Source organism: Ideonella dechloratans (genome assembly GCF_021049305.1).
In the GTDB taxonomy this organism is placed as follows: domain Bacteria; phylum Pseudomonadota; class Gammaproteobacteria; order Burkholderiales; family Burkholderiaceae_C; genus Ideonella; species Ideonella dechloratans.
On the sequence record NZ_CP088081.1, the window covers coordinates 80970 to 105641 of the forward strand.

A 24672-nucleotide genomic window follows, 5' to 3' on the forward strand; every position below is an offset into this window, starting at 1 on the left:
ACGCCAAGAAGAGAGAAGTCGATGAACACACGTGCCCGGATGGGCTGGACGGTGGTGGTGGCTGTCGTGGCCGCTGGTGGATGGTGGTGGCAGGGGCGTGGTGGATCCGGCGAAGCAGGCCCGGCGGGCAAGGCCGGCGCCGCGCCGCACAGCCAGGCGGTGACCCTGGTCACCGTGCGCCAACAGGACATGCCGGTGCAGGCCGAGGCCGCGGGCACGGTGGTGCCGCTGAACACGGTGGAGGTGCGGCCCCAGGTGTCCACCACGGTGCGCAGCGTGGCCATCCAGGAAGGGCAGTTCGTCCACCAGGGCGATCTGCTGTTCACCCTGGACGACCGCAGCGACCAGGCCAACCTGGAAAAGGCCCGCGCCACCCTGCTGCGCGACCAGGCCACGCTGGCCGACCTGGAGCGCCAGTGGCGCCGCAACCAGGAGCTGCTGGCCCAGAACTTCGTGTCCCAGGGGGCGCTGGACAGCGTCCAGGCCCAGCGTGATGCCCAGGTCGCTCTGGTGGCCTCGGACAAGGCGGCCGTGCGCGCGGCCGAGGTCAGTGCCGGCTACAACACCGTGCGGGCGCCTCTGAGCGGCCGGGCCGGTGCCATTGCGGTGCACCCGGGCAGCCTGGTCAGTCCCACCGGCGACCCCTTGGTGACGATCAGCCAGATCGACCCGATCGGCGTGAGCTTCACCCTGCCCGAGGCCCAGTTGCCCACCCTGCTGGGCGATGGCGACGGTCCGCAGCAGCAGCGCACGCCGCTGGGGGTGACGGTGCTGCGCAAGGCAGCCGACGGCGGCGAGGCCGCCCCGATGACCGGCCAGCTGAGCTTCCTGGACAACACCGTGGACAGCACCAGCGGCACCATCAAGCTCAAGGCCCGGCTGGCCAACCCGGCCCAGGCCCTGTGGCCGGGCCAGTACGTGACGGTGCGCCTGACGCTGCGTACCCTGAAGGATGCGGCGGTGCTGCCCCAGGCGGCGCTGATCATCAAGGGTGACGACCGTGAGGTCTATGTGGTGGGGGCCGATCAAAAGGCCGACCTGCGGCCGGTGAAGGTGCTGAACAACGACGGCGCCTGGGCCGCAGTCAGCGGTGTGAAGCCGGGTGAACAGGTGGTGATGGAAGGCAAGGAGAACCTGCGGCCGGGCGGCAGCGTGCATGTGGCGCCGACCGCCGCCCCGGCTTCGGCGGCCTCGTCCGCCGGCAGCGCACCCACCCGCGCCGGAGCCGGCGCATGAGCATCACCGAGCTGTTCATCCGCCGTCCGGTGATGACGGTGCTGCTGAACGTGGCCGTCGTCGTGGCCGGGCTGCTGGCCCTGGACAAGATCCCCGTGGCGGCGCTGCCGCGCTTCGACACGCCCACCATCAACGTCAGCGCCAACCTGCCCGGGGCCTCGCCGGAGACCATGGCCAGCTCGGTGGCGCTGCCGCTGGAAAAGCAGTTCTCGACCATTGCCGGCCTGTCCCTCATCAGCTCCAGCAGTTCGCTGGGCAGCACGTCGCTGACGCTGGAGTTCGACGCCTCGCGCGACATCGACGCCGCCGCGCTGGATGTGCAGGCCGCCCTGTTCCGGGCCCAGCGCAGCCTGCCCGAGGACATGACCACGCCGCCGAGCTACCGCAAGGTCAACCCGGCCGACGCGCCCGTGCTGTTCGTGGCGCTGACCTCGCCGTCCATCGGCCTGACCCAGCTCAACGACTACGCCGAGAACCTGATCTCGCCCAGCCTGTCCACGCTGGAAGGGGTGGCCCAGGTGTCCATCTACGGCCAGCGCCGCTTTGCGGTGCGGGTGGAGGTGGACCTGGACCGCCTGGCCGAACGGAACCTGACCCTGGACGAGCTGCGCGCGGTGCTGACCAGCGCCAATGCCAACACGCCGGTAGGCACGCTGGACGGCCCGCGCCAGACGCTGACGGTGCAGGCCAACCGCCAGCTGATGAACGCCAAGGACTGGCGCAATGTCATCGTGGCCACCCGCAATGGCGCGCCGGTGCGCCTGACCGACGTGGCCCAGGTGCAGGACAGCGTCGAATCGACCAAGACCTACGCCGAACTCAACGGCGAGCCCAGCATCACCCTGGCCATCCAGCGGCAGCCGGACGCCAACACCGTGCAGGTGGTGGACCGGGTCAAGGCCATGCTGCCGCACTTTGCGGCGCAGCTGCCGGCCTCGGTCAAGATGATCCCGGTGAACGACCGCTCGCGCTCCATCCGCGAGGCGGTGCACGACGTGTACTACACGCTGGCGCTGACCGTGGTGCTGGTGGTGATGGTGATCTTCCTGTTCCTGCGCCGGCTGTCGGCCACGCTGATCCCGTCCTTCTCGCTGCCCATCTCGCTGATCGGCGCGCTGGCCCTGCTGTGGGCCGGCGGCTACAGCCTGGACAACATCTCGCTGCTGGGCATCACCCTGGCCGTGGGCCTGGTGGTGGACGACGCCATCGTGATGCTCGAGAACATCGTGCGCCACGTGGAAGACGGCATGGAGCCCTTTGCGGCCGCCGTGCGTGGCGCGCGCGAGATGAGCTTCACCATCCTGTCCATCTCCATCTCGCTGGTGGCGGTGCTCATCCCCATCTTCTTCATGCCCGGGGTGATGGGCATGCTGTTCCATGAATTCGCGGTGGTGGTGGGCCTGTCCATCCTGGTGTCGGCGGCGGTGTCGCTCACCCTGGTGCCCATGCTGTGCAGCCGCTACCTGAAGCACGAGGCCCACCATGAAGAAGGCTGGCTGGGCCGGACCTTCGAGGCCGGCTTCACCGCCTTCCAGAACGGCTACGGCCGCACGCTGGATTGGGCGCTGCGCCACCGCGGGCTGATGGGTGGCCTGGCCCTGGGCAGCCTGGTGCTGACGCTGTGGATGGCGGTGAGCATGCCCAAGGGCTTCTTCCCCGAGGAGGACATCGGCCAGATCCGCGTGAGCACCGAAGCGTCGCAGGACATCTCCTTCGACGCGATGATGGGCCTGCAGGCCCAGGTGGCGGCCGTGTTCCGGGCCGACCCGAACGTGGCCACCGTCTCGTCCTTCCTCAGCGGCGGCAACTCGGGCCGGCTGTTCATCAACCTCAAGCCCCGGGGCGAGCGCCCGGCCATGCCGCAGGTGGTGGAGGAACTGCGCAAGAAGCTGCGCGGCATTGCCGGCATCCAGGCCTACATGGCGCCGGTGCAGAACCTGCAGCTGGGCGGCCGGCAGAGCAAGAGCCGCTACCAGTACACGCTGCAGAGCGTGAGCGCGGACGACCTGGCCACCTGGGCCCAGAAGCTGGAGGACAAGCTGGCGGCCAATACCAGCTTCCGCGACGTGACCAGCGACGCGCAGAACAAGGGCCTGCAGGCCCAGCTCGTCATCGACCGCGACAAGGCCAACCTGCTGGGGGTGCAGCTGGCCGACGTGCGCTCCGCGCTCTACAGCGCCTTCGGCGAACGCCAGGTCAGCACCATGTACGGCCCGGCCAACAGCTTCGAGGTCATCATGGAGGCCGCCCAGGCCAACCGGGAGTTCGAGCAGGCCTTCGACAAGGTCTGGCTGCGCAGCAAGGCGGGCAACCTGGTGCCGCTGTCGGCCGTGGCCAGCGTGCAGCGCACCCTGGGCCCGGTGGCGGTGAACCACCAGGGGCAGCTGCAGTCGGTCACCATTGCCTTCAACCTGGCCCCGGGCGTGCCGCTGAGCGTGGCCACCCAGGCCATCGACCAGGCCAAGGCCGCACTGGACATGCCGGCCTCGCTGATCGGCACCTATGGCGGCGACGCCGCGGTCTACCAGCAGAGCCAGGGCAGCCAGGTGATGCTCATCGTCGCGGCGCTGGCCGTCATCTACGTGCTGCTGGGCGTGCTCTATGAGAGCTACATCCACCCGCTGACCATTCTGGCCGGCCTGCCCTCGGCCGCCATCGGTGCGCTGCTGGCGCTCAAGCTCTTCAACATGGAGCTGACGCTGATCGCCAGCATCGGCATCCTGATGCTGATCGGCATCGTCAAGAAGAACGCGATCATGATGATCGACTTCGCCCTGGACGCGCAGCGCCACCAGGGCATGAGCCCGCCCGAGGCCATCCGCGCCGCGGCCCTGCTGCGCCTGCGGCCCATCATGATGACCACCGTGGCCGCCCTGATGGGCGCCCTGCCCATCGCCCTGGGCCTGGGCGCCGGCGCCGAGCTGCGCCAACCCCTGGGCCTGGCCGTGGTGGGCGGGCTGATCCTGAGCCAGGTGGTGACGCTCTACATCACCCCGGTCATCTACCTGGCGCTGGACCGCTGGGCCGGCAGCGGCCCCATCACCACCGAGGTGCCCGAGGCCGGCAGCAGGGCCTGAAGCGCATCCAGCGGGCTGCGCACCGCAGCCCCGCCCACCTTGAGCACATGGGTGTAGACCATGGTGGTCTTCACATCCGCATGGCCCAGCAGGGCCTGGACCGTGCGGATGTCGTAGCCCGCCTGCAGCAGGTGGGTGGCGAAGCAATGGCGCAGCGTGTGCGGTGAGGCCGGTCTGGCGATGCCGGCCGACTGCAGGGCCTGCTTGAAGGCGCGCTGGAAGGTCTGGTCATAGGCGTGGTGGCGCCGGATCTCGCCCGTGCGCGGGTCGGCCGAAAGATGATCTTGAGGGAAGACCCAGAACCAGGCCCAGCTTTGCGGGGCCCGCGGGTACTTGCGCGCCAGCGCATGGGGCAGGTCCACCCCGCCAGTGCCCCGCAGCTGATCGGCCCGCCACAGCACCTGGGCCCGGGCCAGTTGCGCTTCCAGCCCGGGGCGCAGGCTTTCCGGCAGCATCACCGCGCGGTCCTTGTCACCCTTGCCCGAGCGAACCACCAGGGTCCGGTGGGCGAAATCAATGTCCTTGACCCGCAGGCGCAGCCCTTCCATCAGGCGCAGGCCGGTGCCATAGAGCAAATGGCCGAACAGCTGATGCTGGGGTGCCAGGCAGGCCAGCACACGGGCCACTTCGTTCGGGCTGAGCACCACCGGCAGACGCCGCCGAGGCACCGGGCGGATCACATCGTTCATCCAGGGCAGATCGGTGCCCAGGACCTGCCGGTAGAGAAACAACAAGGCCGACAGCGCCTGCCGCTGGGTCGACGCCGACAAGTCACGCTGGGCTGCCAGGTGGGTCAGAAATTCTTCGACCTCCTCCCGCCCCATGTCCGCGGGGTGCCGCAGACCCTGGAAACGCACAAAGGCCTTGACCCAATGCACATAGGCTTCCTCCGTCCGCAGGCTGTAGTGCAGCACGCGCAAGCGTTCGCGCAGGCGCCGCAGCAGGCGCGGTGGGCTGGGCGATGAGGGCGGGGTGGTCATGAGAGGAAGATGCCATCGGAGACTGTATGTTCATACAGTATTTTGATATTCTCCCGCTGACATCCCCCATTCGGGGGAATCTGGCCCCCGCCTGTTACAACGAGCCCTTTGTCGCTCTGTTACGAAGTGATAAGCTGGCCTGAATTGTCAAAAATCTCAGTCGGCTCAGTCACTTGCGAGACCTCCCTCTTGGAATGTTCGGGAGCATCCAGGTTGTTGGTGGCGCAAAGTGGGGTCGATAACTAGTTAGGCTTTTCGAAAATCACCACCGGTGATCGCGCAAGTCAGTCCGGCGACAAAGCTGATCGCAGGCCAAGGTGCTCAACGAATGGCTCAAAGTCCCGATCACTGAATAGCAGAGCGAAGTCGTGCTCAATGCATGCCGTCGCAATCAGCGTATCAATGGTCTTTCGAACAGTAATGCCCATCTGGCGCAACGTCCTGAAATTGCGCGCGGCCTGAATGGCAATCTCCTGACCACCAAGGCCCACGACATCCAATGAGGTCAGCAACTTGCGCGCCTGGTTGAACTCCTTGTCTGTGTTGAAGCCTTGCAGCACCTCGGCAAGCACCAAGTCGCCAACACACAGTGGCTCGCTACTAAGCAACTGGTCAAGGCGCTCGGCCTCGGGGGTGACCGTCCCTCGAAAGTAGTCAATCCAAACGCTTGAATCAACAAGAATCACTTGTCTGCCCTCATCGCGTTCAGGTCACCCTGCCAATCAAGCTTGCCACGGAAGCGCCTGATCTCCTCTTGCTGGCGCAAGCGCAACAAGGTTCGAAGGCCAAGCTCCACAGCCTCCTTCTTTGTCTTCAAACCCGTAAGGCGCATGGCATCTGCCATGAGCTTGTCGTCAATCACAATGTTCGTGCGCATGATGTGTACTACTCGTTTAATTCATACACATCATAGCCGCCAGCACTGCAGAGTGCAAGCCAGCCAAGAAGCCATAGTTGACGGGCAAAGGCAGGTCAGGTAGCCTCATGTGTAACAACTGACGCATAACCTGGGAGGGAACAGTGCGAAAAGCCAAATTCTGCTTGCCTATCAAGCACTTACGACATGAAGTCTCTCCCAGGTTATCCGTCATTCAAGACGGTTACAACCGGATAGGTCGTCTGCAATGACGTCTAAATTGCGTTAGGCCTCGCAACTCCACCATCTAGACATGACAAATCGCATCTTCACATTCGTTGGCGGCTCCTCTGGTAAGTGGCGCGTTCGGTCGCAACTGCCGTTCATAGGCCAAGCACTGCCGCCGGTATCCTTCATCGAGGTGATTAATGCGATCGAGTCGGCTCCCGCGGGAGGTTGGGCGCTACGTGGAATCACAAGCAATGATCGGTACGTCGTGCGTACCGAGAAGCAAGAACTTGTCTCCAAACAGGAAGGTCTAGGCAGGCCCGAGGCAACGTATGCTGCGCTCATTCCCATCCGGAAGACAACTGCATGGTGGGCCTTGACCCAGGACGAGCGCCGTACGATCTTCGAAGAAAGGTCCCAGCACATGCGTATCGGAATGAGATATCTGCCCCCTATTGCCCGTCGCCTACACCACTGCCGCGATCTGGCAGAGCCCGAGGCCTTTGATTTTCTGACTTGGTTCGAGTACCGACCCGACCATGAGAGTGCATTTGAAGAGCTACTTGTAGAGCTTCGCGCCTCCGAGGAATGGAAGTACGTTGACCATGAGGTTGACATCCGCCTCGTTAACAGCGCGGCCTAACTAACGGTTCAACGCGGACAAAAATGCTCCGCATTTTTGCCGGTTAACCTTGGCGTTCGGCGTCATGAATACTGCACTCGGTATTGCCGTTCTCGCACTTACTGTTGGGGTCTGGTTCTTCTTTGAGAAGCGACGAGTGGATAGGGAGTTCGAAAAAACGTTTCGCGGTAGAGAGTCGCTATCGGATGACGACTTCTATGCAGCGTTTTATCAAGACTCCGGCATATCGCGTGAGATAGTAACCGGAGTACGGCAAGTCCTTGCAGACGAACTCCAAGTTGATGTTTCCAGGATGATCCCCTGTGATGACTTCTCGCGTAACTTGAGGTTCCTCTTGGAAAGCGACTCAATGGTTGACGTTGCCCTTGTCGAAGCACTTGAAAAGCGCTTCAGAATTGCGATATCGGACAAGGAGGCGGAAGACACCAAAACTGTCCACGACATCATCACTTTCGTGCACGGAAAGACGCTGCCCGCATGACGCCGAACCAATCATTCCAGCGGACCTGCAAAATGCTGCGCATTTCACCGTCCGCTGAATTAAAACGTTGGACGGCACAACATGGATGAGCGCCTACAGAAGCAGCGAGCGGTTACGGAAAAGTTGATATTGGAGGCGGCCTCGAAGATCGAAGGCTCAACAGGTTTCACTGAGCACAAAGAATTCATTGTTCGCAACGAACTCGGCCTTGCACTCGACGCACTCGCTGACTACGGAAAACACTGCGAAGTAAACGCGGACTACTGGCATCTCTTGAAGAAGGCGGCAGAGGTCATGGGTTTAAAAGAGCAGGTCAAAGAGTTCAGGCGCAAACGCCAACTCGCCCGCGCTAGTGCCATCCAACCGGGCATTCAACCCGACGAACCCGCCTCCGGCGGGTCCGCGGGTTAATTCCGGCGTTGGAGCGCACCTTGACGGCCATCCGAACATTCCCCTTACCCGCTTTGCTTCTTGCTGTAGCAGCAACCGCCGCAGCCAATGACCAGGTCGCGTACAGCGGTGACTATTTCTATAACTTTGAATTTGCGTACCTGACACCTGACGGCAAGAATGAGCAGTGGTGCATCAAGGGCGACATGGCGCCTGCAGAGCGCGCTGATCGTTGGGGCACTTCTCGTGTGGTGGTCGAGGGCACACTTGGGCCTGAAGGAAAATACGGCAATCTAGGCGTTTGTAAACGCATCCTCACCGTCACGCGATTGTTAAAGGTGATCAATATGCGAGGGCGCGAGTGAGCATTCGCCCCAACCCTTTGCTGCAGCGGACGGCTTCGCCGCCCGCTGAGCGCAGACGTTGGGCTTCATAAACGCTGCCACCCGCCTATGCCGTTCTTCCATGTGCTCATCGAAGGTACGAACCTCTGCATAACGGGGGAGGAGGATCAGCCTCCGATCGTTGGCTTCTTTACTTCCCGAGTCGTATGGGCTGGCGATTTGAAAGCCGCCGAGGCTAAGGCACTGCGGAACGTGCGGGATGTTTGGACGCGCGGCGATTGCGCTGACCAACCAACGGCGGAGCAACTCTCGCTCGCAGTGTCTGAGTCAAGCTCCTCATCATTTCTCCAGTGGCTCCTCGCGCCCAACAAGGGGCATGTGTTCTTCCCAATGGAGCCGGTCGATGAGGCCCAACCCATTGCTCCAGCGGACGGCTTTGCCGCCCGCTGAGCGCGAACGTTAAAGCTCATGGATACGACCACCTCGAAGGAACTCAAGGCCCGATACGAGAAGTTGCTCTATGACTTGGAGTATGTCGTGCATGAGCTGCCAGCGGGGGTTCTGTTTGGGGCTGATGGTGCAAGTTCCAAACAGTGCGCAGAGCTGATGGCCGATCTGAACGAGTTCGAGAAGCTGTGCATCGAACTTGAGCGGCCACAGGCTGAATTCATAGAAGCCTGCCGATGGCACTTCGATCACTATCCACACTTTCTAGGGCGCAGGAGGCATTTCGCCAACTATGCCCAGTACATCACCGGCCGCGGTGGCCCAATCGATGTACCGAGGGCTCGGCGATGAGCTTTAACCCTTTGGTCAAGCGGACCTTCGCCGGCTTCGCTGGCTCGTCCGCTTACCGCGAACGTTAGCCACTTAAGCCATGCGCCTTCTCTACCCTTGTGATCCCTTCAACAAGAAGGAGCCCGATGACACCTACGCTGAGGAGTTCTTCGCCGCTCAAGCTGCCGGCATGGCGTGCTCGCTCTACTCGGCTGAGGATTTCGAGTCCGGCGAATTCAAACCGCGTCCGCTTTTCGCTGAACGGGAAGAGATTCTGTATCGCGGATGGATGCTAACCCCGAGCGGATACGCTGAATTGCTTGAGGCAATTGAGCGTAAAGGCGCTCGCGCGGTTACTTCCCTTGCACAGTATCGCCTCTGCCATTACCTCCCGGAGTGGTACCCACTCTGCAGAGATCTCACTCCGGAAACCATCTTTGTTGAGAAGGGCGCAGACTATACGGCGGCCGTTGCAAATCGCCATTGGCCGGCCTTCTTCGTCAAAGACTATGTGAAGTCGCTGACCACAAACCGGGGCTCGATTGCGAACTCGGTTGGAGAAATCGAAGAGATCGTCTCACTAATCGAGAAATTCCGGGGCCAAGTGGAGGGTGGTGTCTGCATCAGGCAATTTGAACAGTTGACTCCCGACACCGAAGATCGCTACTTTGTGTTTCGGGGCAAGCCGTATGCTCGTAGTGGCGTCGTGCCCAAGATTGTTAAAACCATCGCGCCGCGAATCGACAGTCCGTTCTTTTCCGTTGATGTTGTGCTTTCCTCCGATGGCACGCCGCGCCTCATCGAACTTGGAGACGGTCAGGTCTCCGACCGTAAGCAGTGGCCCGCTGGACTTTTTCTGGAGATATTCCGTGGCTAACCCGGCGCTCCAGGGGACGCCCGAGAAGCTGCGCTTCTCGGTTCCCTTCGGCCTTCGGCCTCCGGTCGCCCCTGAGCAAGCACGTTCAACAGCATGAAGATCGGCGCTCTGCATCGCCTGCGTTCTTGGTATCGCGAATGGCGTCTCGGTCCGCAGCCCCCGTTGCCATATCGCGCACGCCCGTGCCAAGGTGCTGCGTGGCGGAAGGCGTTTCCCGGGGTACCCAAGGAGGACGTGCGCGACTTTCTCGAAGTCTTCGTGGCGGCATTTGCCTTTCGATCTTCGTCGCGATTGAACTTTGCGCCGGACGATTCGATTCTCGCAATCTACCGGACGCTGTATCCAAATCGGTGGACGCCCGACTCGCTGGAGGTCGAGTCATTCGCCAAGCAGGTGGAGCGCCGCTACCTCATTGGCTTCGCCACGGTTTGGCATGAGCACCTCACGTTGGGCGAGCTTTTCGGCGCCGCCCAGCATGCACGAGGAAGCCGCCCATGATGTTGAACCTTTCGCTCCAGCGGACGGCTTCGCCGCCCGCTGAGCTTTGACGTACAAGGGCTTCCCCGTCCGTCAAGCCAAACGAATCCCTAGACCCGCACAGCGGGTCTGTCTTTTTGTGGGCTTCTGATACCAACCGAGCTTCGATCAGGCGATGGGAACAACAAGGTGCGGACTGGCCAAACTACAAGCGGTCATTCATGTGGCGGTGCATGCCACGGACCCTGATGAAGGACGCACGCGAGCGACCCATTCGTTAGCCGGCAACTGTTTCGCCGCCCTTGAGTTAATCGGTCACTGCTCGCGCAGGTCCAAACCTGTTGTCATCAACGCTTGCCGTCACGCGGCGGTGGATTCCTGTTCTCCTGACTGGTTGGCAGGCGGGTTCAAATGGAGGGCGTCAGGCCGGCAGCGCAAAGGCCTCGCCCTTGCGCAATACCGCCCAAGCCATGCGGGCGTTCTTGGCCGCCATGGCCACCACGGCTTTCCAGTAGCCGCGTCGCTCGGCCAGGGCCACCACCCAGCGGCTGATCGGGTCGTTCTTCTTCGGCGCAGCCGCCAGCACGGCCCGCGCGCCCAGGATGAACAGCGTGCGCAGGTAGGCGTCGCCGGCCTTGGTGGTGCGCTCGTCGAGCCAGGTCACCTCGCTGAGCAGGCCGCGGATGCGGTTGAGGTGGCCGGTGCGCTGCTCGACATAGGCCTGCCGGGCCCGGTGCACCATCAGCCGGTTCTGCTGCTCCACGCTCTTGAGCGGCACGAAGCGCATGTGCGGGCGCTGCACGGCTTCGCAGATGGCGGCGGCATCGGCCGCGTCGTTCTTGCCGCGCTTGCCGCTCATGCGGTACGGGGTGACGAACTTGGGGGCGATCAGGCGCACGGTGTGGCCCAGGGCGATGAACTGCCGGGCCCAGTGGTGGGCGCCGGAGCAGGCTTCCATGCCGATCACGCAGGGCGGCAGGGCCGAGACCAGGGCCAGCAGCTTGTCGCGCGGCACCGCCGGTCGTACCAGTTCAGGACGTCCGGCTTCGTTGATGCCATGCACGGCAAACACGTTCTTGGCGAGGTCGATTCCAACGCATACGATGGCCATGGGCTTCCCCTTCGGAGTGAATGGATGAGATTCGCAACCCCATCGTGGCACTCGTTGCCGTTTGCCGCTTCGCGGCTCGCTCGGGACGGGGAAGTCCCTTTCATTCGTTAGCCAGCATGCGCCAGACTCGCCCCTCTATGTCGCGCTCGAAGAAGGCGCTCCTCGCCATCGCCGCAGTTGTGGCATTGGCGGCCTCGTATCTGTTCGCGTTTTCACTGATTTCGACGTCTCACCCAATCTCCAAAGCGGCAATTGCACAGTCCCCAGACGTCGCCGCGTCGGTCGGAAAGCTCGCAGCAGTGATCCTCATCGGTAGTCGTCAGAAGCTTGTGACCGGCGGGCTCAGTTGCGGAACCAACACCTACCTAGTGTTTGGCAATGCGGGTTGGGCAGTAGTGACTTCAGCACTGTCTATGCCAGCGCGTCAGCACGATTGGCAGGTCAGCAACTTGTCCCTGGGCTGGTTCAGCGGTACTCACGGGAGTTGCTGACCATGAAGCTGGCTAACCTGGCATTGCAGCGGACCTGCGCCAGCTACGCTGGCTGGTCCGCTGAACGTCAACTACAAGGGCTTCCCCGTCCGTCAAGCCAAACGAATCCCTAGACCCGCACAGCGGGTCTGTCTTTTTGTGGGCATCTGATTCCAACCGAGCTTCGATCAGGCGATGGGAACAACAAGGTGCGGACTGGCCAAACTACAAACGGTCATTCATGTGGCGGTTCATGCCACGGATCCTGATGAAGGACGCACGCGAGCGACCCATTCGTTAGCCGGCAACTGTTTCGCCGCCCTTGAGCATTCAGATGGCACGATGGCGGTCCCGCCCACGCCCATTCCCGGATACGGGCGCTTTGCCATCTACCTGCAAGGTGGAAATGAGCATGGCCTTTGGCAGCCCTTGGAGCGTGCCTGAGCCGTGAACCCTGCCTCACCCAACCTGGAGACAAAGGACATGAACATCACGGTGGAGACGACGATCGCCGCACCGGTCGCACTGGTCTGGCAGACCTGGACGACGCCCGCGGACATCCAGCAGTGGAATGCGGCGTCGGACGATTGGCATACGACCGCGGCTTCCGTGGACTTGCGCGTGGGGGGCACCTTCTCCTCGCGGATGGAGGCCAAGGACGGCAGCATGGGCTTCGACTTTGCGGGCACCTACACGCAGGTGGTGGAGCACCGGCTCATCGAATGCGCATTTGGCGACCGCACGCTGCGCGTGGAGTTTCTGCCCGGGCCGGAGGGCGTGACGGTGCGGGAAACCTTTGAGGCCGAGTCCACGCATTCCGAGGAACAGCAGCGGGCCGGCTGGCAGGCCATTCTGGACAACTTTGCCCGCCATGTGCGGGGCAAGCTGGGCGCATGAGCGCGCTCCCGGCGGAACTCATCGATGCGCGCATCCAGTCCCTGGGCGACTGGCGCGGTGCCCTGTTGGCCCGTTTGAGAGGCGTGATCCTGGCGGCCGATGCGGGCATCGTCGAGGAATGGAAATGGAACACGCCGGTGTGGTCCTGCCAGGGCATCGTGTGCACGGGCGAGAGCTACAAGAAGGCGGTGAAGCTGACCTTTGCCCACGGCGCCGCGCTGCCGGACCCGGCGCGGGTCTTCAATGCCAGCCTGGACGGCAAGGTCCGCCGGGCGGTGGACTTTGCGGAAGAGGCCGTGGTGGACGAAGATGCGCTGACCGCGCTGGTGCAGGCGGCGGTGGCCTTCAACCGGGCAGGCCGCGTCAAGTGAAGGGCGCCGGCCGCGGCGAGGCCGGCCATGCAACGGAGACAGACGATGACACGCGTTCGCGTTGAAGGCTTCACCCTGTCGCTCGACGGCTATGGCGCCGGGCCGGATCAGGACCTGGCGAACCCCTTGGGCGTGGGTGGCACGGAGCTGCACGACTGGCTCATTCCCACGCGCACCTTCCAGCGGGCCCTGTTCGGCCAGGAAGGGGGCAGCACCGGGGTGGACGACGACTTTGCCGCCCGTGGCTTTCGCAATGTGGGCGCCTGGATTCTGGGACGCAACATGTTCGGCCCGGTGCGGGGCCCCTGGCCGGATGATCGGTGGAAGGGCTGGTGGGGCGACAGCCCGCCCTACCATGTGCCCGTCTTCGTGCTGACCCACCATGCCCGAGCCTCCATTGAAATGGCGGGTGGCACCACCTTCCACTTCGTCACCGGAGGCATCCACGAGGCCCTGGACCGGGCGCGTGCCGCGGCCGGCGGGCAGGATGTGCGCATCGGCGGTGGGCCGGCCACGGTGCGGCAGTACCTGTGCGAGGGGCTGATCGACGAACTGCACCTCGCCATCTCGCCGGTGCTGCTGGGCCGGGGAGAGCCCCTGTGGGCTGGCCTGGACCTGCGGGCGCTGGGCTACCGCTGCGTGGCTTCGGCGGCGTCCGACAAGGCCACCCACGTTGTGCTGCAGCGCCAGGGACCGGCGCGTGCCTGAAGCCAGGCAAGCTGAACCTGGTGGCGCAGGGGCTCAGCTCATGTGCTGCGGCAGTTCGGCGCAGGCCGTGGCCACGCAGGGTTCGCCGGGGTGGTGGCCCAGTGCCTGGGGCAGCGACACGAAGGTGGTGAGCACCACGGGCACCAGGGCCATCAGGGCGATGCGCGTCCAGGCCAGGGCAAAGTTCTTCAGGTCGGCGTTCATGCGAAGCTCCTTGGGTTCGGTGTGCACAGCTTCGGCCCGAAAGATGAACGCTGGCTTAGCGGCGCGCGGAGTTTTCTTTGGATTCGCTGATATCGGAGAGAGACAACATGGAACCCATCGACAGTCGGTCTGACGCCCGCAGCCACTTCATCCCGGCCAGTCCGGCCCAGGTCTTTGCCGCGATGCAGGACCCGGACCGCGTGGCACGGTGGTGGGGGCCGGCGGGCTTCACCAACACCATTCACCGCTACGACTTCGAGCCCGGCGGCAGCTGGCTGCTGACCATGCATGGGCCCGATGGCACGGACTACCCGAACGAAAGCCGCTTCACGCGCATCGTGCCCGACCAGCTGTTCGAGATCGAGCATCTGCATGTGCCGCACTTCCTGCTGACTCTCGAACTGCTGCCGCAGGACCAGGGTACCCAGGTGCGGTGGCGCCAGAGCTTTGACAGCGTGGCGGACTACCAGCGTCTGGCCGAGTTTGTGGCGGTGGCCAATGCGCAGAATCTGGCGCGTTTGACGGCCGAAGTGCTGCGGGGCGAGGCCGACGCGGTGTGATGCGTTGCCGTGGCTGCGGCATGTGTGTTCATGCAGGAGGATGAGATGAAGCGTGTGACGGGCATCGGGGGCATCTTCTTCCAGGCCAAGGACCCGGTGGCCTTGCGCGCCTGGTACCAGCGCCATCTGGGCATTGACGTGCAGCCCTGGGGCGGCGCGGCGTTTGATTGGACGGATGCGGCCGGGCAGCCGGTGGCCGGCACCACGGCCTGGTCCATCGGGCCGCAGGGCAGTGAGCAGTTTGCGCCGGGCACGGCCCCCTTCATGGTGAACTACCGGGTGGCCGATCTGGATGCGCTGCTGCAGGCCCTGCGCGAGGAGGGCTGTCAGGTGCTGGAGAAAGCCGACGATTCCGAGTACGGCAAGTTCGGCTGGGTGATCGACCCGGAAGGCCACAAGGTGGAGTTGTGGGAGCCGCCCGCAGGGTCTTGAGGGGCCCTGCGGGAAGGGCCTGCGTCAGGCCCGGCCGGCGTCCACGTCCTTCAGGAAGCGGATCAGACCGGCCATGTAGGTGGCCTGGTCGTCGTACATGGCCATGTGCGCGCCTTGCGGGCAGTGCAGGTAGCGGCCACGCCGCACGCGCTGGGCGATCAGGCGCATCTGCGCGGGCTCCATGGTGTCGTGCTGCGCGCCAATGGCCAGCGTGGGCACCTGGATCTTGGGCAGGTCGGCGATGCGGTCCCAGCGTTCGAGCTTGCCGCTGGCGCCCATCTCGCTGGGGCCCTGCATGGGCACGTAGATCTTGCGGTTGAGGTGCGAGAAGCTGCGCAGCACCGGCTCGGGCCACTGGTCTGCCGGCAGGCGCAGCACATGCTGCACGTAGTAGTGCTGCATCAGCAGGGCTTCGTACTGCGGGTCCTCGAACCGGCCGGCCTGCTCCAGCGCCAGGATCTGCTTCAGCGCGGCCGGGTCCATGGCCGGCATCAGCACCTCGTGGGCATAGCGGTTGTACTCGGGGATGCTGGCCACCATGTTGGAGATGACCAGGCCCTTGAGCTGCTGCGGGTGGGCCAGCGCATATTCCAGCGCCAGGATGCCGCCCCAGGAATGACCCAGCAGGTAGAAGTCCTTGGGCCCCAGGCCGAGGGCCTGGCGCACCTGCTCCACCTCGTCCACATAGCGCGGCAGTTCCACCAGGGACGGGTCGTCGGGCTGGTCGCTGTAGGCCGAGCCGAGCTGGTCGTAGTAGATGAACTCGATGCCGGCCTGCGGCAGGAAGCTCTCGAAGGCTTCGAAGTACTCGTGCGTGGCGCCGGGGCCGCCGTGCAGCAGCAGCAGGCGGATGCGCGGGTGGTGGCCCACCCGCTTGGTCCACACCCGGAAGCGCCCCTTGGGCGTCTGGATGGGCACCATCTGCACGCCGCCGGTCTGGATGGCCGGGGCGGCTGGCGTTGCCGGCTTGGCAGCCTGGGCAGCCTGGGCAGAAGGTGCCACGGCCAGGGCGGCGGTGGCGGCGGAGGCGGCCAGCGCACCCAGGCACAGGCGGCGGGTGGGGTCGGTGGGTTGGGGCGCACCGGCGGTGTCGGGTGCGGACGAGGCGGGCAGCGGCAGGGAGGACATGGTGGGTCTTCGGCGGCGCGTGGCGTCGTGGAGGTTGGGGTGCGGACGATGCTAGCCCAGCCGCGGCTCCGCTACATTGGGCCGATGAACGCGATCCGCTTTCCCTTGCTGCTGGACTTTCCCGACACGCTCCAGACCGAGCGTCTGCTGCTGCGCCTGCCATGCGCGGGCGACGGGGCGATGGTGCATGTTGCGGTGGCCGAGTCCATCACCGATCTGCGCCGTTTCCTGGGCGCCATTCCCTGGGTGGCCGAGGAGCCGTCGGAGCAGGCTTCGGAGCTGTTCTGCCGCAATGGCCACGCCAACGCCGCGGCGCGCAAGGATTTCCCCTTCCTGCTGCTGGACCGGGCCAGCGGGGCCTTCGTGGGGGTGGCGGGCCTGCACCGACCGGACTGGGCGGTGCCCAAGATCGAGGTGGGCTACTGGTGCCGCAGCAGCCGCACCGGCCATGGCCTGATGACCGAGGCGGTGCGCGCCGTCACGGCCTTTGCCTTCGAGCACCTGCAGGTGGCGCGGGTGGACCTGGTGGCCGACCAGGAGAACCACGGTTCACGCGGGGTGGCGCTGCGTGCGGGCTTCACGCTGGAAGGCACGCTGCGCCACGACCGGCGCGGGCCCGACGGGGGCCTGCGCAACACCTGCCTGTACGGGCAGCTGGCGGGGGAGCGGGCGTAGCATCACGGCATGCATGCGCCCGATTCCCAGACGGGCCTGGCGCCGGGCTGGCGCTTCCAGGCCATGGGGCACCATGCCCGCCCGCTGCGGGCCGACGAGGTGCCCCTGTTGCAGGCCTTGTACGAGGCCAACCCGCTGTACTTCGAGACGGTGACCGGCCACGGCCCGCGCCCGCACGAGGCCCAGGAGGCCTTTGACGACCGGCCACCGCCGGACATGCCCTACCGCGCCCAGGAATGCCTGGGCCTGTTCCGCCACGACGGCACCCTGGTGGGCGTGAGCATCGTGGTGGTGGACCTGATGGCGCCCGGGGTGTGGCATGTGGCGCTGTTCCTGCTGGCCACCGGCCTGCACGGCCACGGCCTGGCGCGGGCGCTGTACCAGGCGCTGGAGGCCTGGGCGGTGCGCGAGGGTGCGCAGTGGATGCGCCTGGGCGTGGTGGTGGGCAACACCCGGGCCGAGCACTTCTGGTGGCGGCGCGGCTTCGAGCAGGTGCGTCTGCGCGAGCACATCCTGGCCAGCGACCGGGTGAACACGCTGCGCGTGATGGTCAAGCCGCTGGCCGGCCGGCCGGTGGCGGCCTACCTGGCCCAGGTGCCGCGCGACCGGCCGGAGACGGATCTGCCCTGATCCCCCCCGGCCGGGGCCGGCGTCAGCCGGCGCCGGTGGACATGCCCAGGGCGTGGGGCAGGAACAGGGACAGCGTGGGCCAGTAGGTCACCAGCACCAGGAAGCCCAGCATGGTCAGCAGCCAGGGCCAGACGGCCACGGTCAGCTCGGTGATGCCCATCTTGGTGATGCCCGAGGCCACGTACAGGTTCAGGCCCACCGGCGGATGGCACATGCCCACTTCCATGTTCACCACGATCAGGATGCCGAAGTGAACCGGGTTGATGCCCAGCTTGATGGCCACCGGGAACAGGATGGGCGCCATGATCAGCACGATGGACGAGGGCTCCATGAAGTTGCCGGCCACCAGCAGCAGCACGTTGACCACCAGCAGAAAGGCGATCGGGCCCAGGCCCATGCCCACCAGCCAGTCGGCCAGTTGCTGCGGGATGTTCTCGTTGGCCAGCACGAAGCTGAACAGCACCGCGTTGGTGATGATGTACAGCAGCATGGCGCTCATGTTGGCCGAGCCCAGCAGCACGCGCGGCACGTCCTTCAGGCCCATGTCCTTGTAGACGAACACGGCGATGAAGAAGGCGTAGACGGCGCTCATGGCCGCGGCTTCGGTCGGGGTGAACAGGCCGGTGTAGATGCCGCCCATCACGATGACGATCAGCAGCAGGCCCCAGACCGATTCGCGGAAGGCCTTCCAGCGTTGGGCCAGGGTGGCCTTCTTCATGCGCGGGTAGCCGAACTTGCGGGCGCGCCACCAGGCGGTCAGGCCCAGCAGGAAGGCCAGCAGCAGGCCGGGGATGACGCCGGCCATGAACAGGGCGCCCACCGAGGTGTTGGTGGAGACCGAGTACATCACCATCACGATGGATGGCGGGATCAGGATGCCCAGCGCGCCCGAGGTGGTGATGATGCCGGCGCCGAACTGCTTGGGAAAGCCGGCCTTGGTCATGGCCGGCAGCAGGATGGAGCCGATGGCCACCACCGTGGCGGGCGAGGAGCCCGACACCGCGGCGAACAGGGCGCAGGCCAGCACGCCGGCCAGGCCCAGGCCGCCGTGCCAGTGGCCCACCATGCTGGTGGCGAAGTTGATCATTCTTCGCGCCACCCCGCCGTGGGTGAGGAAGTTGCCGGCGAGGATGAAGAACGGGATCGCCATGATCTCGAACTTCTCGATGCCGGTGAACAGCTTGAGCGCCACCGACTCCACGGGCACTTGCGTGAACCCGAAGATGAAGGTGAGGACGGTGAGGCCCAGCGCGATGGAGATGGGCATGCCGGTCAGCATCAGGACCAGCAGCAGGGAAAAGATGATGATGCCGCTCATGGTGGGTCCCTCAGGCCTTGGTGGGCTCGGTTTCTTCGTCCAGGCCGTCCACATGGCCGTGGTCGTGGTGCGGCAGCTCACCGGTGCGCACGAAGCTCCATGCCACCTGCAGGAAGCGGAAGCACATCAGCGAGGAGCCCAGGGGGATGGCGCAATAGATGATCCAGGTGGGCCATTCCAGGTCGGGCGTGGTGGGGCCTTCGATCATCTCGGAGACGTCCATGCCCACCCAGCTGGCGAAGGCGTAGTGGGCGCCGTTTTCCCACACGAAGCGCGCGCCCATGGTGGCGATGGCGCCGGTGAAGAAGGCGCCGGCCAGCAGGCCGAACAGCACGACCTTGCGGCGGTGCTGGGGCTGCAGGCGGTTGATCACCACGTCCACCCCCACGTGGATGCCGGTGCGCACGCCGTAGGCGGCGCCGAACTTCGCCATCCAGACGAAGAGGTAGATGGTGGCTTCCTGCGCCCAGGCGAAGTTCAGGCCCAGCAGCCAGTTCTGCAGCGGGGATTCGAAACCCACCAGATAGCGGTGGACCACGGCGATGAAGGTGATGAGGGTGGCGGCGCCCATGAAGGTCGCAATCAGCCATTCCTCAAGGTGATCGAGCCATTTCAACATGGTGGGCTCTCCTGGGGCAGGGGTGGGCAGGGGCGTAAAAAGGCCCACGTCCAGCGTGGGCCCGGGAGGCGGTCAGGCCACCGCGATCACATCTTGGCGGGATCGAAGTTGGTGGCCTTGTAGATGTCCTTGATGGTCTCTTCGCCGATGCGCGAGGACATCTGCTTGTGCACCGGGAACATGGCCTTCTTCAGCAGGAAGCGCTCGCCCTTGCTGGGCTCGTAGACGGTGCTCTTGCCCGAGGCCTTGACCTTGGCCAGCGCGTCCTGGTTGTCCTTGAGTGCGTCCTCGTTGGCCACCTTGGTGGCGTCGGCCATGGCCTGGGTCAGCTGGTTGCGGATGTCGGCGGGCAGGCCGTCCCAGAACTTCTTGTTCACGACGACGGCGTAGCCCAGGTAGCCGTGGTTGGTCACGCTGACGTGCTTCTGCACCTCGTACATCTTCTGGGTGTAGAGGTTGGACGGCGGGTTCTCGGTGCCGTCGACCACGCCGGTCTGCAGGGCCTGGTAGGTTTCGGAGAAGGCCAGCACCTGGGGCAGAGCGCCGATGGCGCGCATTTGCGCGTCCAGCACCTTGGAGGACTGGATGCGCATCTTCAGGCCCTTGTAGTCCTCGACGGACTTCAGCGGCTTGTTGGCCGACATGACCTTGAAGCCGTTGTCCCAGTAGGCCAGGCCGGTGATGCCGCGGCTTTCCAGCTTCTTGAGCAGCTTGGCGCCCACCGGGCCCTGGGTGACGGCGTGCAGGTCGTTGTAGTCGTCGAAGATGAAGGGCAGGTCGAAGGCCTCGAATTCCTTCACGCCCAGCGGCGCGAACTTGGACAGCGAGGGCGCCAGCATCTGGACGGAGCCCAGCTGCAGGGCTTCCATCTCTTCCTTGTCCTTGTAGAGCTGGCTGTTGGGATAGACCTCGACCTTGACCTTGCCCTTGGTCAGCTCGGCCGCGCGCTTGGCGAAGAACTCGGCGGCCTTGCCCTTGGGGGTGTCGGTGGCCACCACATGGCTGAACTTGATGACGATGGGCGACTGGGCCTGGGCGGTGGGCAGCAGCGTGGCGCCAGCGGCCAGCGCGGCGGTGGTGGCCAGGGCCTGGCGGCGGGTGATCTGGGTCATGGTCTGTCTCCGTGGATGTGTTGGACAGCGCGTGACATGGAGGCCATGCGGCGCTTGCTGCGGAGTGTGGCGGGGGCGGCCGGCCGCTTGAAACTGTGGGTTTCCACATTCGGGCCCGTTCGGGGCCGTTGTTGAGGGTTATCCCTGGGTTGGCTGGCGATGCCGGCCGCTTCCCGGCCCCTGCGGGGACGCTTCAGCGCGGCGGGACGAAGCCGGCGGCCTGGTAGGCGGCCTGCAGCGCGGCCGCGCCCACCCGGGTCGCCACGTCCTGATGCACGCCCATCAGGGCCCGGCGCCATTCGTCCAGTTCGGCGGCCAGCGGCGCGTAGAGGGCCACCCGCGCGCTGGTCTTGATCTTGCCCAGGGCCCAGGCGTTCTCGGTGTTGGCGATGGCGTTGGCGTACTGCGTGGCGTCCGCGACGGCGCTGTCGAACACGGCACGCAGGTCCGCCGGCAGGCTGTCGTGGAAGGCGCGGTTGACCAGCAGGGCGTAAGCCAGGTAGCCGTGGTTGGACAGGGTGAGGTGCTTCTGCACCTCGGGCAGGCGCTGGGTCAGGAAGTTGGAGGCCGTGCCTTCGGTGCCGTCCACGCTGCCGGCCTGCAGGCCGGTGAAGAGTTCGGAGAAGTTCATCACCCGCGGCTCGGCGCCCAGGGCGTGCATCTCGGCTTCGGCCACGGCCGAGGGCTGGATGCGCATCTTCAGTCCCTTGAAGTCGTCCACATCGCGCAGCCGGCGGTTGGCGCTCATCAGCAGGAAGCCGTTGTCCCAGAAGGCCAGGCCCCGCACGCCGCTGGGTTCGAGCTTGGTGAACAGGGTGCGGCCGTAGCTCTGGGCGGTGTCGGTGAAGGCGTTGCGGTTCTTGAACAGGAAGGGCAGGTCGAAGACCTCGAACTCCTTGACCCCCAAGGGCCGCAGCTTGGACAGCGAGGGCGCGAGCAGCTGCACCTCGCCGCGTTTGAGGGCGGCGATCTCGTCCTTGTCCTTGAACAGCGTGCTGTTGGGATAGACCTCCACCTTGACGCGGCCGCCGCTGCGGATTTCCATCAGCTCCTTGAAGCGCAGCGCGCCCTTGCCCTTGGGGGTTTCGGGCGCCACCACATGGCTGAACTTGATGACCAGCGGCTTGGCCGGGGTGGGCGATGCGGTCTGGGCCCAGGCGGGCGCGAGCAGGCTGGCCCCGGCGGCCAGTGCGGTGCGGCGGGTGATCGAGGACATGGCGGTGGGATGGGTGGACAGGGGCCGCCGGGAGGGCCCCGGCGCCAGGCGCCCGAGTGTCCGGGCCCACCGCCCCGGGCCGACACTGTGGACTTCCACATTTGCGCAGGGCGAGCGGGTGAAACTGCGGGTTTACCCGGCATGTCGCCGCGATGTGGGCCCGCCACGCCGGCCGCCACTGGCTAGACTCGGCGCCCATGAAGCATGCCGGCCCTGTTCTCTCGCCCCAGCCGCTGCCGGCACAGGGCTTGCCCGCGGCGCTGCGGCGCGGGCTGTGGGCCTGGCCGCTGCTGCTGTCGCTGCTGTTCGTCGGCGGGGTGGTGCTGTGGGCCCACCGCACCGACCGCCAGGAGCGCGACGAGGCTCACCGCACGATGATCTCCGACGCGCTGAGCGCCGAGGCCCAGCTGCGGGCCCGGCTGGACCTGGAGGCGCTGCACCTGCGCAGCCTGGCGGCCCAGCTGCGCCGCGCGCCCCACAACCGCCAGACCCTGGCCACCAGCCCCGAGGTGGAGGAAGGCTTTCGCGGCCTGTGGCTGAGCGTGACCTGGCTGGACGCGGACAACCGCATCATCGCCCACCTGCCGCCGCAGGAGGCGCCGCTGCTGCCGGCCGCCTCGGACGAGCGCGATGGCCTGAGCGCCCACCTGGTGGCCCCGGTGGACCCGGAGATGGCCGACGCCGTGCCCGAGACCAACCGCTTCGACGTGGCGGGCGAGAAGGTGGTGGTGCGCTTCTCGCCGTCCACCCTGCTCAAGCGCGACACCCCCTGGTGGCTGACCCGGCGCTACGAGGTGCAGCTGGTGGACGGCAGCGAGCAGATCATCGCCTCGGCCGACGGCCCGGTGGCCGCCCAGCCCGGGCCCGGCACCCGCGACAGCTACCGCGTGCTGGTGGGCGGCGGCATGCCGGGCGTCTACCTGCAGCTGACCGAGCGCGAGGTGCCCGCTCCGTGGTGGGATGGCCTGCCCCTGGTGCTGGTGGGGGGCTTTCTGCTGCTGGTGGGCAGCGCCACCGTGCTGCTGCGCCGGCAGATGCGCCAGGTCAGCGCCGCCGAGGCCGCCTGGCGCACCGAGGTGGCCTGGCGCAGTGCCATGGAGGATTCGGCCCTGGTGGGCCTGCGTGCGCGCGATGCCGAGGGCCGGCTGCTGTACGTGAACCGCACCTTCTGCGAGCTGGTGGGCCGGCCGGCGGAGCAGCTGATCGGCCTGAAGCCGCCCATGCCCTACTGGCCGCCGGAATCGGCCGGCGAGGCCATGCAGCGCAGCCGGCGCGGCCTGGCCGGCCTGGCCCCGCGCGAGGGCTACGAGGCCCAGTGGCGCCATGCCGACGGCCACCCCATCGAGGTGATGGTGTTCGAGTCGCCGCTGGTGGACGCCCGCGGCCAGCAGATCGGCTGGATGGGCTCGATCATCGACATCACCCAGCGCAAGCGCCTGGAGGAGCGCGAGCGCCACCAGGCCGAGGCCCTGGCCCACCAGGCCCGGCTGACCACGCTGGGCGAGGTGGCCTCGGCCCTGGCGCACCAGCTCAACCAGCCGCTCACCGCGGTGGCCGGCTACAACGCGGGCGTGCTGCGCCGGCTGGAGCAGGCCGGCTGCGAGGACACGATGGTGCTGCAGGCACTGCGCCGCCAGGGCGAGCAGGCGGCCGAGGCCGGGCGCATCGTGCGCCGCATCCGCGAGTTCCTGACCCGCCGCGCGCCCCGGCGCGAACCGGCGGTGCTGGCCGAGACGGTGCGCCAGGCCGCCGGCCTGCTGCAGCGCGACCTGCAGCGGCAGAAGATCCAGGTGGTGCTGGACCTGCCGCCGGACCTGCCGCTGGTGCAGGCCGACCCGGTGCTGATCGAGCAGGTGCTGATCAACCTGCTGCGCAATGCCGCCGACGAGCTGGTGCAGCAGCCCGAGGGCCAGCCTCGCCAGATCCGGGTCTCGGCCCATGACACCGGCAGCGGCTTCGTGCGGCTGGACGTGGACGACAGCGGCCCCGGCCTGGCCGGCCGCACGGCCGAGCAGCTGACCACGCCCTTCTACTCGACCAAGCCCGAGGGCATGGGCATGGGCCTGGCCATCTGCCGCTCGGTCATCGAGGTGCACCACGGTGCCTTCGATGCCGGGGTGAGCCCGCTGGGCGGCGCGCGTTTTTCCTGTTCGCTGCCGGTCTGGCGGGCGGACGCGGACCTTGACGGTGAAGAGGATCCCGATGACGAGACCGATGGTGCACCTGGTCGATGACGAGGCCGCGGTGCGTGACGCACTGGGCTTTCTGCTGCAGTCGCACGGCCTGAGCACGGCCGCCTATCCTGACGCACCGAGCTTCCTGTCCGCCTTGGCGGCGGGCCCGCTGCGCGGCTGCGTGCTGCTGGACGTGCGCATGGAGCCCATGTCGGGCCTGCAGCTGCACGACGAACTGATGGCCCAGGGCTTCCGGGCGCCGGTGATCTTCCTGACCGGGCATGGCGACATTCCGATGGCGGTGGAGGCGCTGAAGAAGGGCGCCTTCGACTTCGTGGAGAAGCCCTTCAGCGACGACGCGCTGGTGGAGCGGGTGCAGAAGGCGCTGGCGGTGGAGGCGGCGCAGCACGCCGACCAGGCCGCCGGCGACGAGGCGGCGGCCCGCCTGGCCAGCCTGTCCGAGCGTGAACGCGAGGTGATGCAGCGCGTGGCTGCGGGCAAGCTCAACAAGGTCATCGCCGACGAGCTGCACATCTCGGTGCGGACGGTGGAGGTGCACCGGGCCAAGGTCTTCTCCAAGCTGGGCGTGCGCTCGGCTGCCGAGGTGGCCACCTTGCTGGCCCAGATCCGCTGAGGACGCGGTGATGGGGTGGTGATGGCGTGGTGATGGGGCGGTGACGG

At 66.0% G+C, this 24672-nt stretch carries 29 protein-coding genes; 19 read left to right on the plus strand and 10 right to left on the minus strand.

Translation table 11 applies throughout. The features are described 5' to 3' along the window. Positions 1–21 precede the first annotated feature (21 nt). Both LRM40_RS00355 and LRM40_RS00360 read left to right on the plus strand, forming a co-directional pair. Positions 22–1236, plus strand: coding sequence for an efflux RND transporter periplasmic adaptor subunit (locus LRM40_RS00355; protein ID WP_151122441.1), 1215 nt, complete (start codon positions 22–24; stop codon positions 1234–1236). Further along, positions 1233–4313, plus strand: a complete 3081-nt coding sequence (locus LRM40_RS00360) for an efflux RND transporter permease subunit (protein ID WP_151122442.1) — start codon at positions 1233–1235, stop codon at positions 4311–4313. Before LRM40_RS00355 ends, LRM40_RS00360 begins: the two co-directional genes overlap by 4 nt. Here LRM40_RS00360 and LRM40_RS00365 read toward each other — a convergent pair. From LRM40_RS00365 to LRM40_RS00375, 3 genes are all read right to left on the minus strand, one after another. Then, positions 4238–5293 (minus strand): integron integrase, encoded by a 1056-nt coding sequence (locus tag LRM40_RS00365; RefSeq protein WP_151122443.1) that lies wholly within the window; start codon positions 5291–5293, stop codon positions 4238–4240. The genes LRM40_RS00360 and LRM40_RS00365 overlap by 76 nt on opposite strands. 284 nt (positions 5294–5577) lie before the next feature. Then, on the minus strand, positions 5578–5979 hold the full coding sequence (vapC, locus tag LRM40_RS00370; protein WP_151122444.1) for a type II toxin-antitoxin system VapC family toxin: 402 nt from the start codon (positions 5977–5979) through the stop codon (positions 5578–5580). Beyond that, entirely contained in the window at positions 5976–6170 is a 195-nt protein-coding gene (locus LRM40_RS00375; protein WP_151122445.1) for a type II toxin-antitoxin system VapB family antitoxin, read from the minus strand. Before LRM40_RS00375 ends, vapC begins: the two co-directional genes overlap by 4 nt. Positions 6171–6462: 292 nt before the next feature. On the opposite strand from LRM40_RS00375, the gene LRM40_RS00380 reads away from it, so the two are divergent. From LRM40_RS00380 to LRM40_RS00410, 7 genes are all read left to right on the plus strand, one after another. Further along, a complete protein-coding gene (locus tag LRM40_RS00380) occupies positions 6463–7020 on the plus strand; it encodes a chlorite dismutase family protein (protein WP_151122446.1) in 558 nt (185 codons plus the stop codon). 64 nt (positions 7021–7084) lie between these two features. Beyond that, positions 7085–7501 carry an acyl carrier protein gene (locus tag LRM40_RS00385; RefSeq protein ID WP_151122447.1) on the plus strand — a complete coding sequence of 139 codons (417 nt, stop codon included), beginning with the start codon at positions 7085–7087 and terminating at the stop codon, positions 7499–7501. Positions 7502–7582: 81 nt separating this feature from the next. Then, positions 7583–7912, plus strand: coding sequence for a hypothetical protein (locus LRM40_RS00390; protein WP_151122448.1), 330 nt, complete (start codon positions 7583–7585; stop codon positions 7910–7912). Between the two features lie 20 nt (positions 7913–7932). Next, positions 7933–8256 carry a hypothetical protein gene (locus LRM40_RS00395; protein ID WP_151122449.1) on the plus strand — a complete coding sequence of 108 codons (324 nt, stop codon included), beginning with the start codon at positions 7933–7935 and terminating at the stop codon, positions 8254–8256. Positions 8257–8703: 447 nt separating this feature from the next. Continuing rightward, positions 8704–9033: a hypothetical protein gene (locus tag LRM40_RS00400; RefSeq protein WP_151122450.1), complete on the plus strand. Its 330-nt coding sequence runs from the start codon at positions 8704–8706 to the stop codon at positions 9031–9033. Positions 9034–9112: 79 nt separating this feature from the next. Further along, positions 9113–9889, plus strand: coding sequence for an ATP-grasp domain-containing protein (locus LRM40_RS00405; RefSeq protein WP_151122451.1), 777 nt, complete (start codon positions 9113–9115; stop codon positions 9887–9889). Positions 9890–9982: 93 nt separating this feature from the next. Next, positions 9983–10387: a hypothetical protein gene (locus LRM40_RS00410; protein WP_151122452.1), complete on the plus strand. Its 405-nt coding sequence runs from the start codon at positions 9983–9985 to the stop codon at positions 10385–10387. A 400-nt stretch (positions 10388–10787) separates the two neighbouring features. Here LRM40_RS00410 and LRM40_RS00415 read toward each other — a convergent pair whose 3' ends face one another. Then, the gene (locus tag LRM40_RS00415; RefSeq protein WP_151122453.1) at positions 10788–11477 is read right to left on the minus strand and encodes an IS110 family RNA-guided transposase; all 690 of its coding nucleotides are present in this window, start codon (positions 11475–11477) and stop codon (positions 10788–10790) included. 20 nt (positions 11478–11497) lie between these two features. On the opposite strand from LRM40_RS00415, the gene LRM40_RS00420 reads away from it, so the two are divergent. The 4 genes from LRM40_RS00420 to LRM40_RS00435 all read left to right on the plus strand — a co-directional run bounded on the left by LRM40_RS00420 (position 11498) and on the right by LRM40_RS00435 (position 13923). Continuing rightward, positions 11498–11968, plus strand: a complete 471-nt coding sequence (locus LRM40_RS00420; protein WP_151122454.1) for a hypothetical protein — start codon at positions 11498–11500, stop codon at positions 11966–11968. A gap of 462 nt (positions 11969–12430) precedes the next feature. Beyond that, the gene (locus tag LRM40_RS00425) at positions 12431–12844 is read left to right on the plus strand and encodes an SRPBCC family protein (RefSeq protein ID WP_151122455.1); all 414 of its coding nucleotides are present in this window, start codon (positions 12431–12433) and stop codon (positions 12842–12844) included. Continuing rightward, entirely contained in the window at positions 12841–13215 is a 375-nt protein-coding gene (locus LRM40_RS00430) for a DUF1801 domain-containing protein (protein WP_151122456.1), read from the plus strand. The genes LRM40_RS00425 and LRM40_RS00430 overlap by 4 nt, the downstream gene beginning before the upstream one ends. Positions 13216–13260: 45 nt before the next feature. Continuing rightward, positions 13261–13923: a dihydrofolate reductase family protein gene (locus LRM40_RS00435; protein WP_151122457.1), complete on the plus strand. Its 663-nt coding sequence runs from the start codon at positions 13261–13263 to the stop codon at positions 13921–13923. Positions 13924–13956: 33 nt separating this feature from the next. Here LRM40_RS00435 and LRM40_RS00440 read toward each other — a convergent pair whose 3' ends face one another. Beyond that, positions 13957–14127, minus strand: coding sequence for a hypothetical protein (locus LRM40_RS00440; protein WP_170288790.1), 171 nt, complete (start codon positions 14125–14127; stop codon positions 13957–13959). Positions 14128–14234: 107 nt separating this feature from the next. Here LRM40_RS00440 and LRM40_RS00445 point away from each other — a divergent pair, with 107 nt between their 5' ends. Both LRM40_RS00445 and LRM40_RS00450 read left to right on the plus strand, forming a co-directional pair. After that, on the plus strand, positions 14235–14687 hold the full coding sequence (locus LRM40_RS00445) for an SRPBCC domain-containing protein (protein WP_151122458.1): 453 nt from the start codon (positions 14235–14237) through the stop codon (positions 14685–14687). Between the two features lie 45 nt (positions 14688–14732). Further along, a complete protein-coding gene (locus LRM40_RS00450; RefSeq protein ID WP_151122459.1) occupies positions 14733–15119 on the plus strand; it encodes a VOC family protein in 387 nt (128 codons plus the stop codon). 24 nt (positions 15120–15143) lie between these two features. On the opposite strand, the gene LRM40_RS00455 is transcribed toward LRM40_RS00450, so the two are convergent. Then, a complete protein-coding gene (locus tag LRM40_RS00455) occupies positions 15144–16247 on the minus strand; it encodes a proline iminopeptidase-family hydrolase (RefSeq protein WP_151122460.1) in 1104 nt (367 codons plus the stop codon). Positions 16248–16331: 84 nt separating this feature from the next. Here LRM40_RS00455 and LRM40_RS00460 point away from each other — a divergent pair, with 84 nt between their 5' ends. Together LRM40_RS00460 and LRM40_RS00465 are read left to right on the plus strand one after the other, a co-directional pair. Next, entirely contained in the window at positions 16332–16922 is a 591-nt protein-coding gene (locus LRM40_RS00460; protein ID WP_231067646.1) for a GNAT family N-acetyltransferase, read from the plus strand. Between the two features lie 9 nt (positions 16923–16931). After that, on the plus strand, positions 16932–17552 hold the full coding sequence (locus LRM40_RS00465; protein ID WP_151122461.1) for a GNAT family N-acetyltransferase: 621 nt from the start codon (positions 16932–16934) through the stop codon (positions 17550–17552). Positions 17553–17574: 22 nt separating this feature from the next. Here LRM40_RS00465 and LRM40_RS00470 read toward each other — a convergent pair whose 3' ends face one another. The 4 genes from LRM40_RS00470 to LRM40_RS00485 form a co-directional block, all read right to left on the minus strand. Further along, complete coding sequence (locus LRM40_RS00470; RefSeq protein ID WP_151122462.1) at positions 17575–18870, minus strand: TRAP transporter large permease; 1296 nt, start codon at positions 18868–18870, stop codon at positions 17575–17577. A gap of 10 nt (positions 18871–18880) precedes the next feature. Continuing rightward, positions 18881–19486, minus strand: coding sequence for a TRAP transporter small permease (locus LRM40_RS00475; RefSeq protein ID WP_211372928.1), 606 nt, complete (start codon positions 19484–19486; stop codon positions 18881–18883). Between the two features lie 89 nt (positions 19487–19575). Beyond that, positions 19576–20601: a TRAP transporter substrate-binding protein gene (locus LRM40_RS00480; RefSeq protein WP_151122464.1), complete on the minus strand. Its 1026-nt coding sequence runs from the start codon at positions 20599–20601 to the stop codon at positions 19576–19578. 193 nt (positions 20602–20794) lie between these two features. Further along, on the minus strand, positions 20795–21817 hold the full coding sequence (locus tag LRM40_RS00485; RefSeq protein WP_151122465.1) for a DctP family TRAP transporter solute-binding subunit: 1023 nt from the start codon (positions 21815–21817) through the stop codon (positions 20795–20797). 197 nt (positions 21818–22014) lie between these two features. On the opposite strand from LRM40_RS00485, the gene LRM40_RS00490 reads away from it, so the two are divergent. Together LRM40_RS00490 and LRM40_RS00495 are read left to right on the plus strand one after the other, a co-directional pair. Then, positions 22015–24051 carry a sensor histidine kinase gene (locus LRM40_RS00490; RefSeq protein WP_151122466.1) on the plus strand — a complete coding sequence of 679 codons (2037 nt, stop codon included), beginning with the start codon at positions 22015–22017 and terminating at the stop codon, positions 24049–24051. Then, the gene (locus LRM40_RS00495) at positions 24032–24625 is read left to right on the plus strand and encodes a response regulator transcription factor (protein WP_211372929.1); all 594 of its coding nucleotides are present in this window, start codon (positions 24032–24034) and stop codon (positions 24623–24625) included. The genes LRM40_RS00490 and LRM40_RS00495 overlap by 20 nt, the downstream gene beginning before the upstream one ends. Positions 24626–24672: the final 47 nt, after the last annotated feature.

Excerpts from the sequence above, each read along its gene's own strand:
- LRM40_RS00455 (WP_151122460.1), bottom strand. The coding sequence starts at position 16,247 with ATGTCCTCCCTGCCGCTGCCCGCCTCGTCCGCACCCGACACCGCCGGT.
- LRM40_RS00490 (WP_151122466.1), top strand. The coding sequence starts at position 22,015 with ATGAAGCATGCCGGCCCTGTTCTCTCGCCCCAGCCGCTGCCGGCACAG.
- LRM40_RS00385 (WP_151122447.1), top strand. The coding sequence starts at position 7,085 with ATGAATACTGCACTCGGTATTGCCGTTCTCGCACTTACTGTTGGGGTC.
- LRM40_RS00420 (WP_151122454.1), top strand. The coding sequence starts at position 11,498 with ATGGATGAGATTCGCAACCCCATCGTGGCACTCGTTGCCGTTTGCCGC.
- LRM40_RS00480 (WP_151122464.1), bottom strand. The coding sequence starts at position 20,601 with ATGACCCAGATCACCCGCCGCCAGGCCCTGGCCACCACCGCCGCGCTG.
- LRM40_RS00360 (WP_151122442.1), top strand. The coding sequence starts at position 1,233 with ATGAGCATCACCGAGCTGTTCATCCGCCGTCCGGTGATGACGGTGCTG.
- LRM40_RS00470 (WP_151122462.1), bottom strand. The coding sequence starts at position 18,870 with ATGAGCGGCATCATCATCTTTTCCCTGCTGCTGGTCCTGATGCTGACC.
- LRM40_RS00465 (WP_151122461.1), top strand. The coding sequence starts at position 16,932 with ATGCATGCGCCCGATTCCCAGACGGGCCTGGCGCCGGGCTGGCGCTTC.
- LRM40_RS00415 (WP_151122453.1), bottom strand. The coding sequence starts at position 11,477 with ATGGCCATCGTATGCGTTGGAATCGACCTCGCCAAGAACGTGTTTGCC.
- LRM40_RS00380 (WP_151122446.1), top strand. The coding sequence starts at position 6,463 with ATGACAAATCGCATCTTCACATTCGTTGGCGGCTCCTCTGGTAAGTGG.
- LRM40_RS00400 (WP_151122450.1), top strand. The coding sequence starts at position 8,704 with ATGGATACGACCACCTCGAAGGAACTCAAGGCCCGATACGAGAAGTTG.
- LRM40_RS00410 (WP_151122452.1), top strand. The coding sequence starts at position 9,983 with ATGAAGATCGGCGCTCTGCATCGCCTGCGTTCTTGGTATCGCGAATGG.
- LRM40_RS00450 (WP_151122459.1), top strand. The coding sequence starts at position 14,733 with ATGAAGCGTGTGACGGGCATCGGGGGCATCTTCTTCCAGGCCAAGGAC.
- LRM40_RS00430 (WP_151122456.1), top strand. The coding sequence starts at position 12,841 with ATGAGCGCGCTCCCGGCGGAACTCATCGATGCGCGCATCCAGTCCCTG.
- LRM40_RS00355 (WP_151122441.1), top strand. The coding sequence starts at position 22 with ATGAACACACGTGCCCGGATGGGCTGGACGGTGGTGGTGGCTGTCGTG.
- LRM40_RS00445 (WP_151122458.1), top strand. The coding sequence starts at position 14,235 with ATGGAACCCATCGACAGTCGGTCTGACGCCCGCAGCCACTTCATCCCG.
- LRM40_RS00495 (WP_211372929.1), top strand. The coding sequence starts at position 24,032 with ATGGTGCACCTGGTCGATGACGAGGCCGCGGTGCGTGACGCACTGGGC.
- LRM40_RS00440 (WP_170288790.1), bottom strand. The coding sequence starts at position 14,127 with ATGAACGCCGACCTGAAGAACTTTGCCCTGGCCTGGACGCGCATCGCC.
- LRM40_RS00375 (WP_151122445.1), bottom strand. The coding sequence starts at position 6,170 with ATGCGCACGAACATTGTGATTGACGACAAGCTCATGGCAGATGCCATG.
- LRM40_RS00435 (WP_151122457.1), top strand. The coding sequence starts at position 13,261 with ATGACACGCGTTCGCGTTGAAGGCTTCACCCTGTCGCTCGACGGCTAT.
- LRM40_RS00365 (WP_151122443.1), bottom strand. The coding sequence starts at position 5,293 with ATGACCACCCCGCCCTCATCGCCCAGCCCACCGCGCCTGCTGCGGCGC.
- LRM40_RS00405 (WP_151122451.1), top strand. The coding sequence starts at position 9,113 with ATGCGCCTTCTCTACCCTTGTGATCCCTTCAACAAGAAGGAGCCCGAT.
- LRM40_RS00485 (WP_151122465.1), bottom strand. The coding sequence starts at position 21,817 with ATGTCCTCGATCACCCGCCGCACCGCACTGGCCGCCGGGGCCAGCCTG.
- LRM40_RS00460 (WP_231067646.1), top strand. The coding sequence starts at position 16,332 with ATGAACGCGATCCGCTTTCCCTTGCTGCTGGACTTTCCCGACACGCTC.
- LRM40_RS00390 (WP_151122448.1), top strand. The coding sequence starts at position 7,583 with ATGGATGAGCGCCTACAGAAGCAGCGAGCGGTTACGGAAAAGTTGATA.
- LRM40_RS00425 (WP_151122455.1), top strand. The coding sequence starts at position 12,431 with ATGAACATCACGGTGGAGACGACGATCGCCGCACCGGTCGCACTGGTC.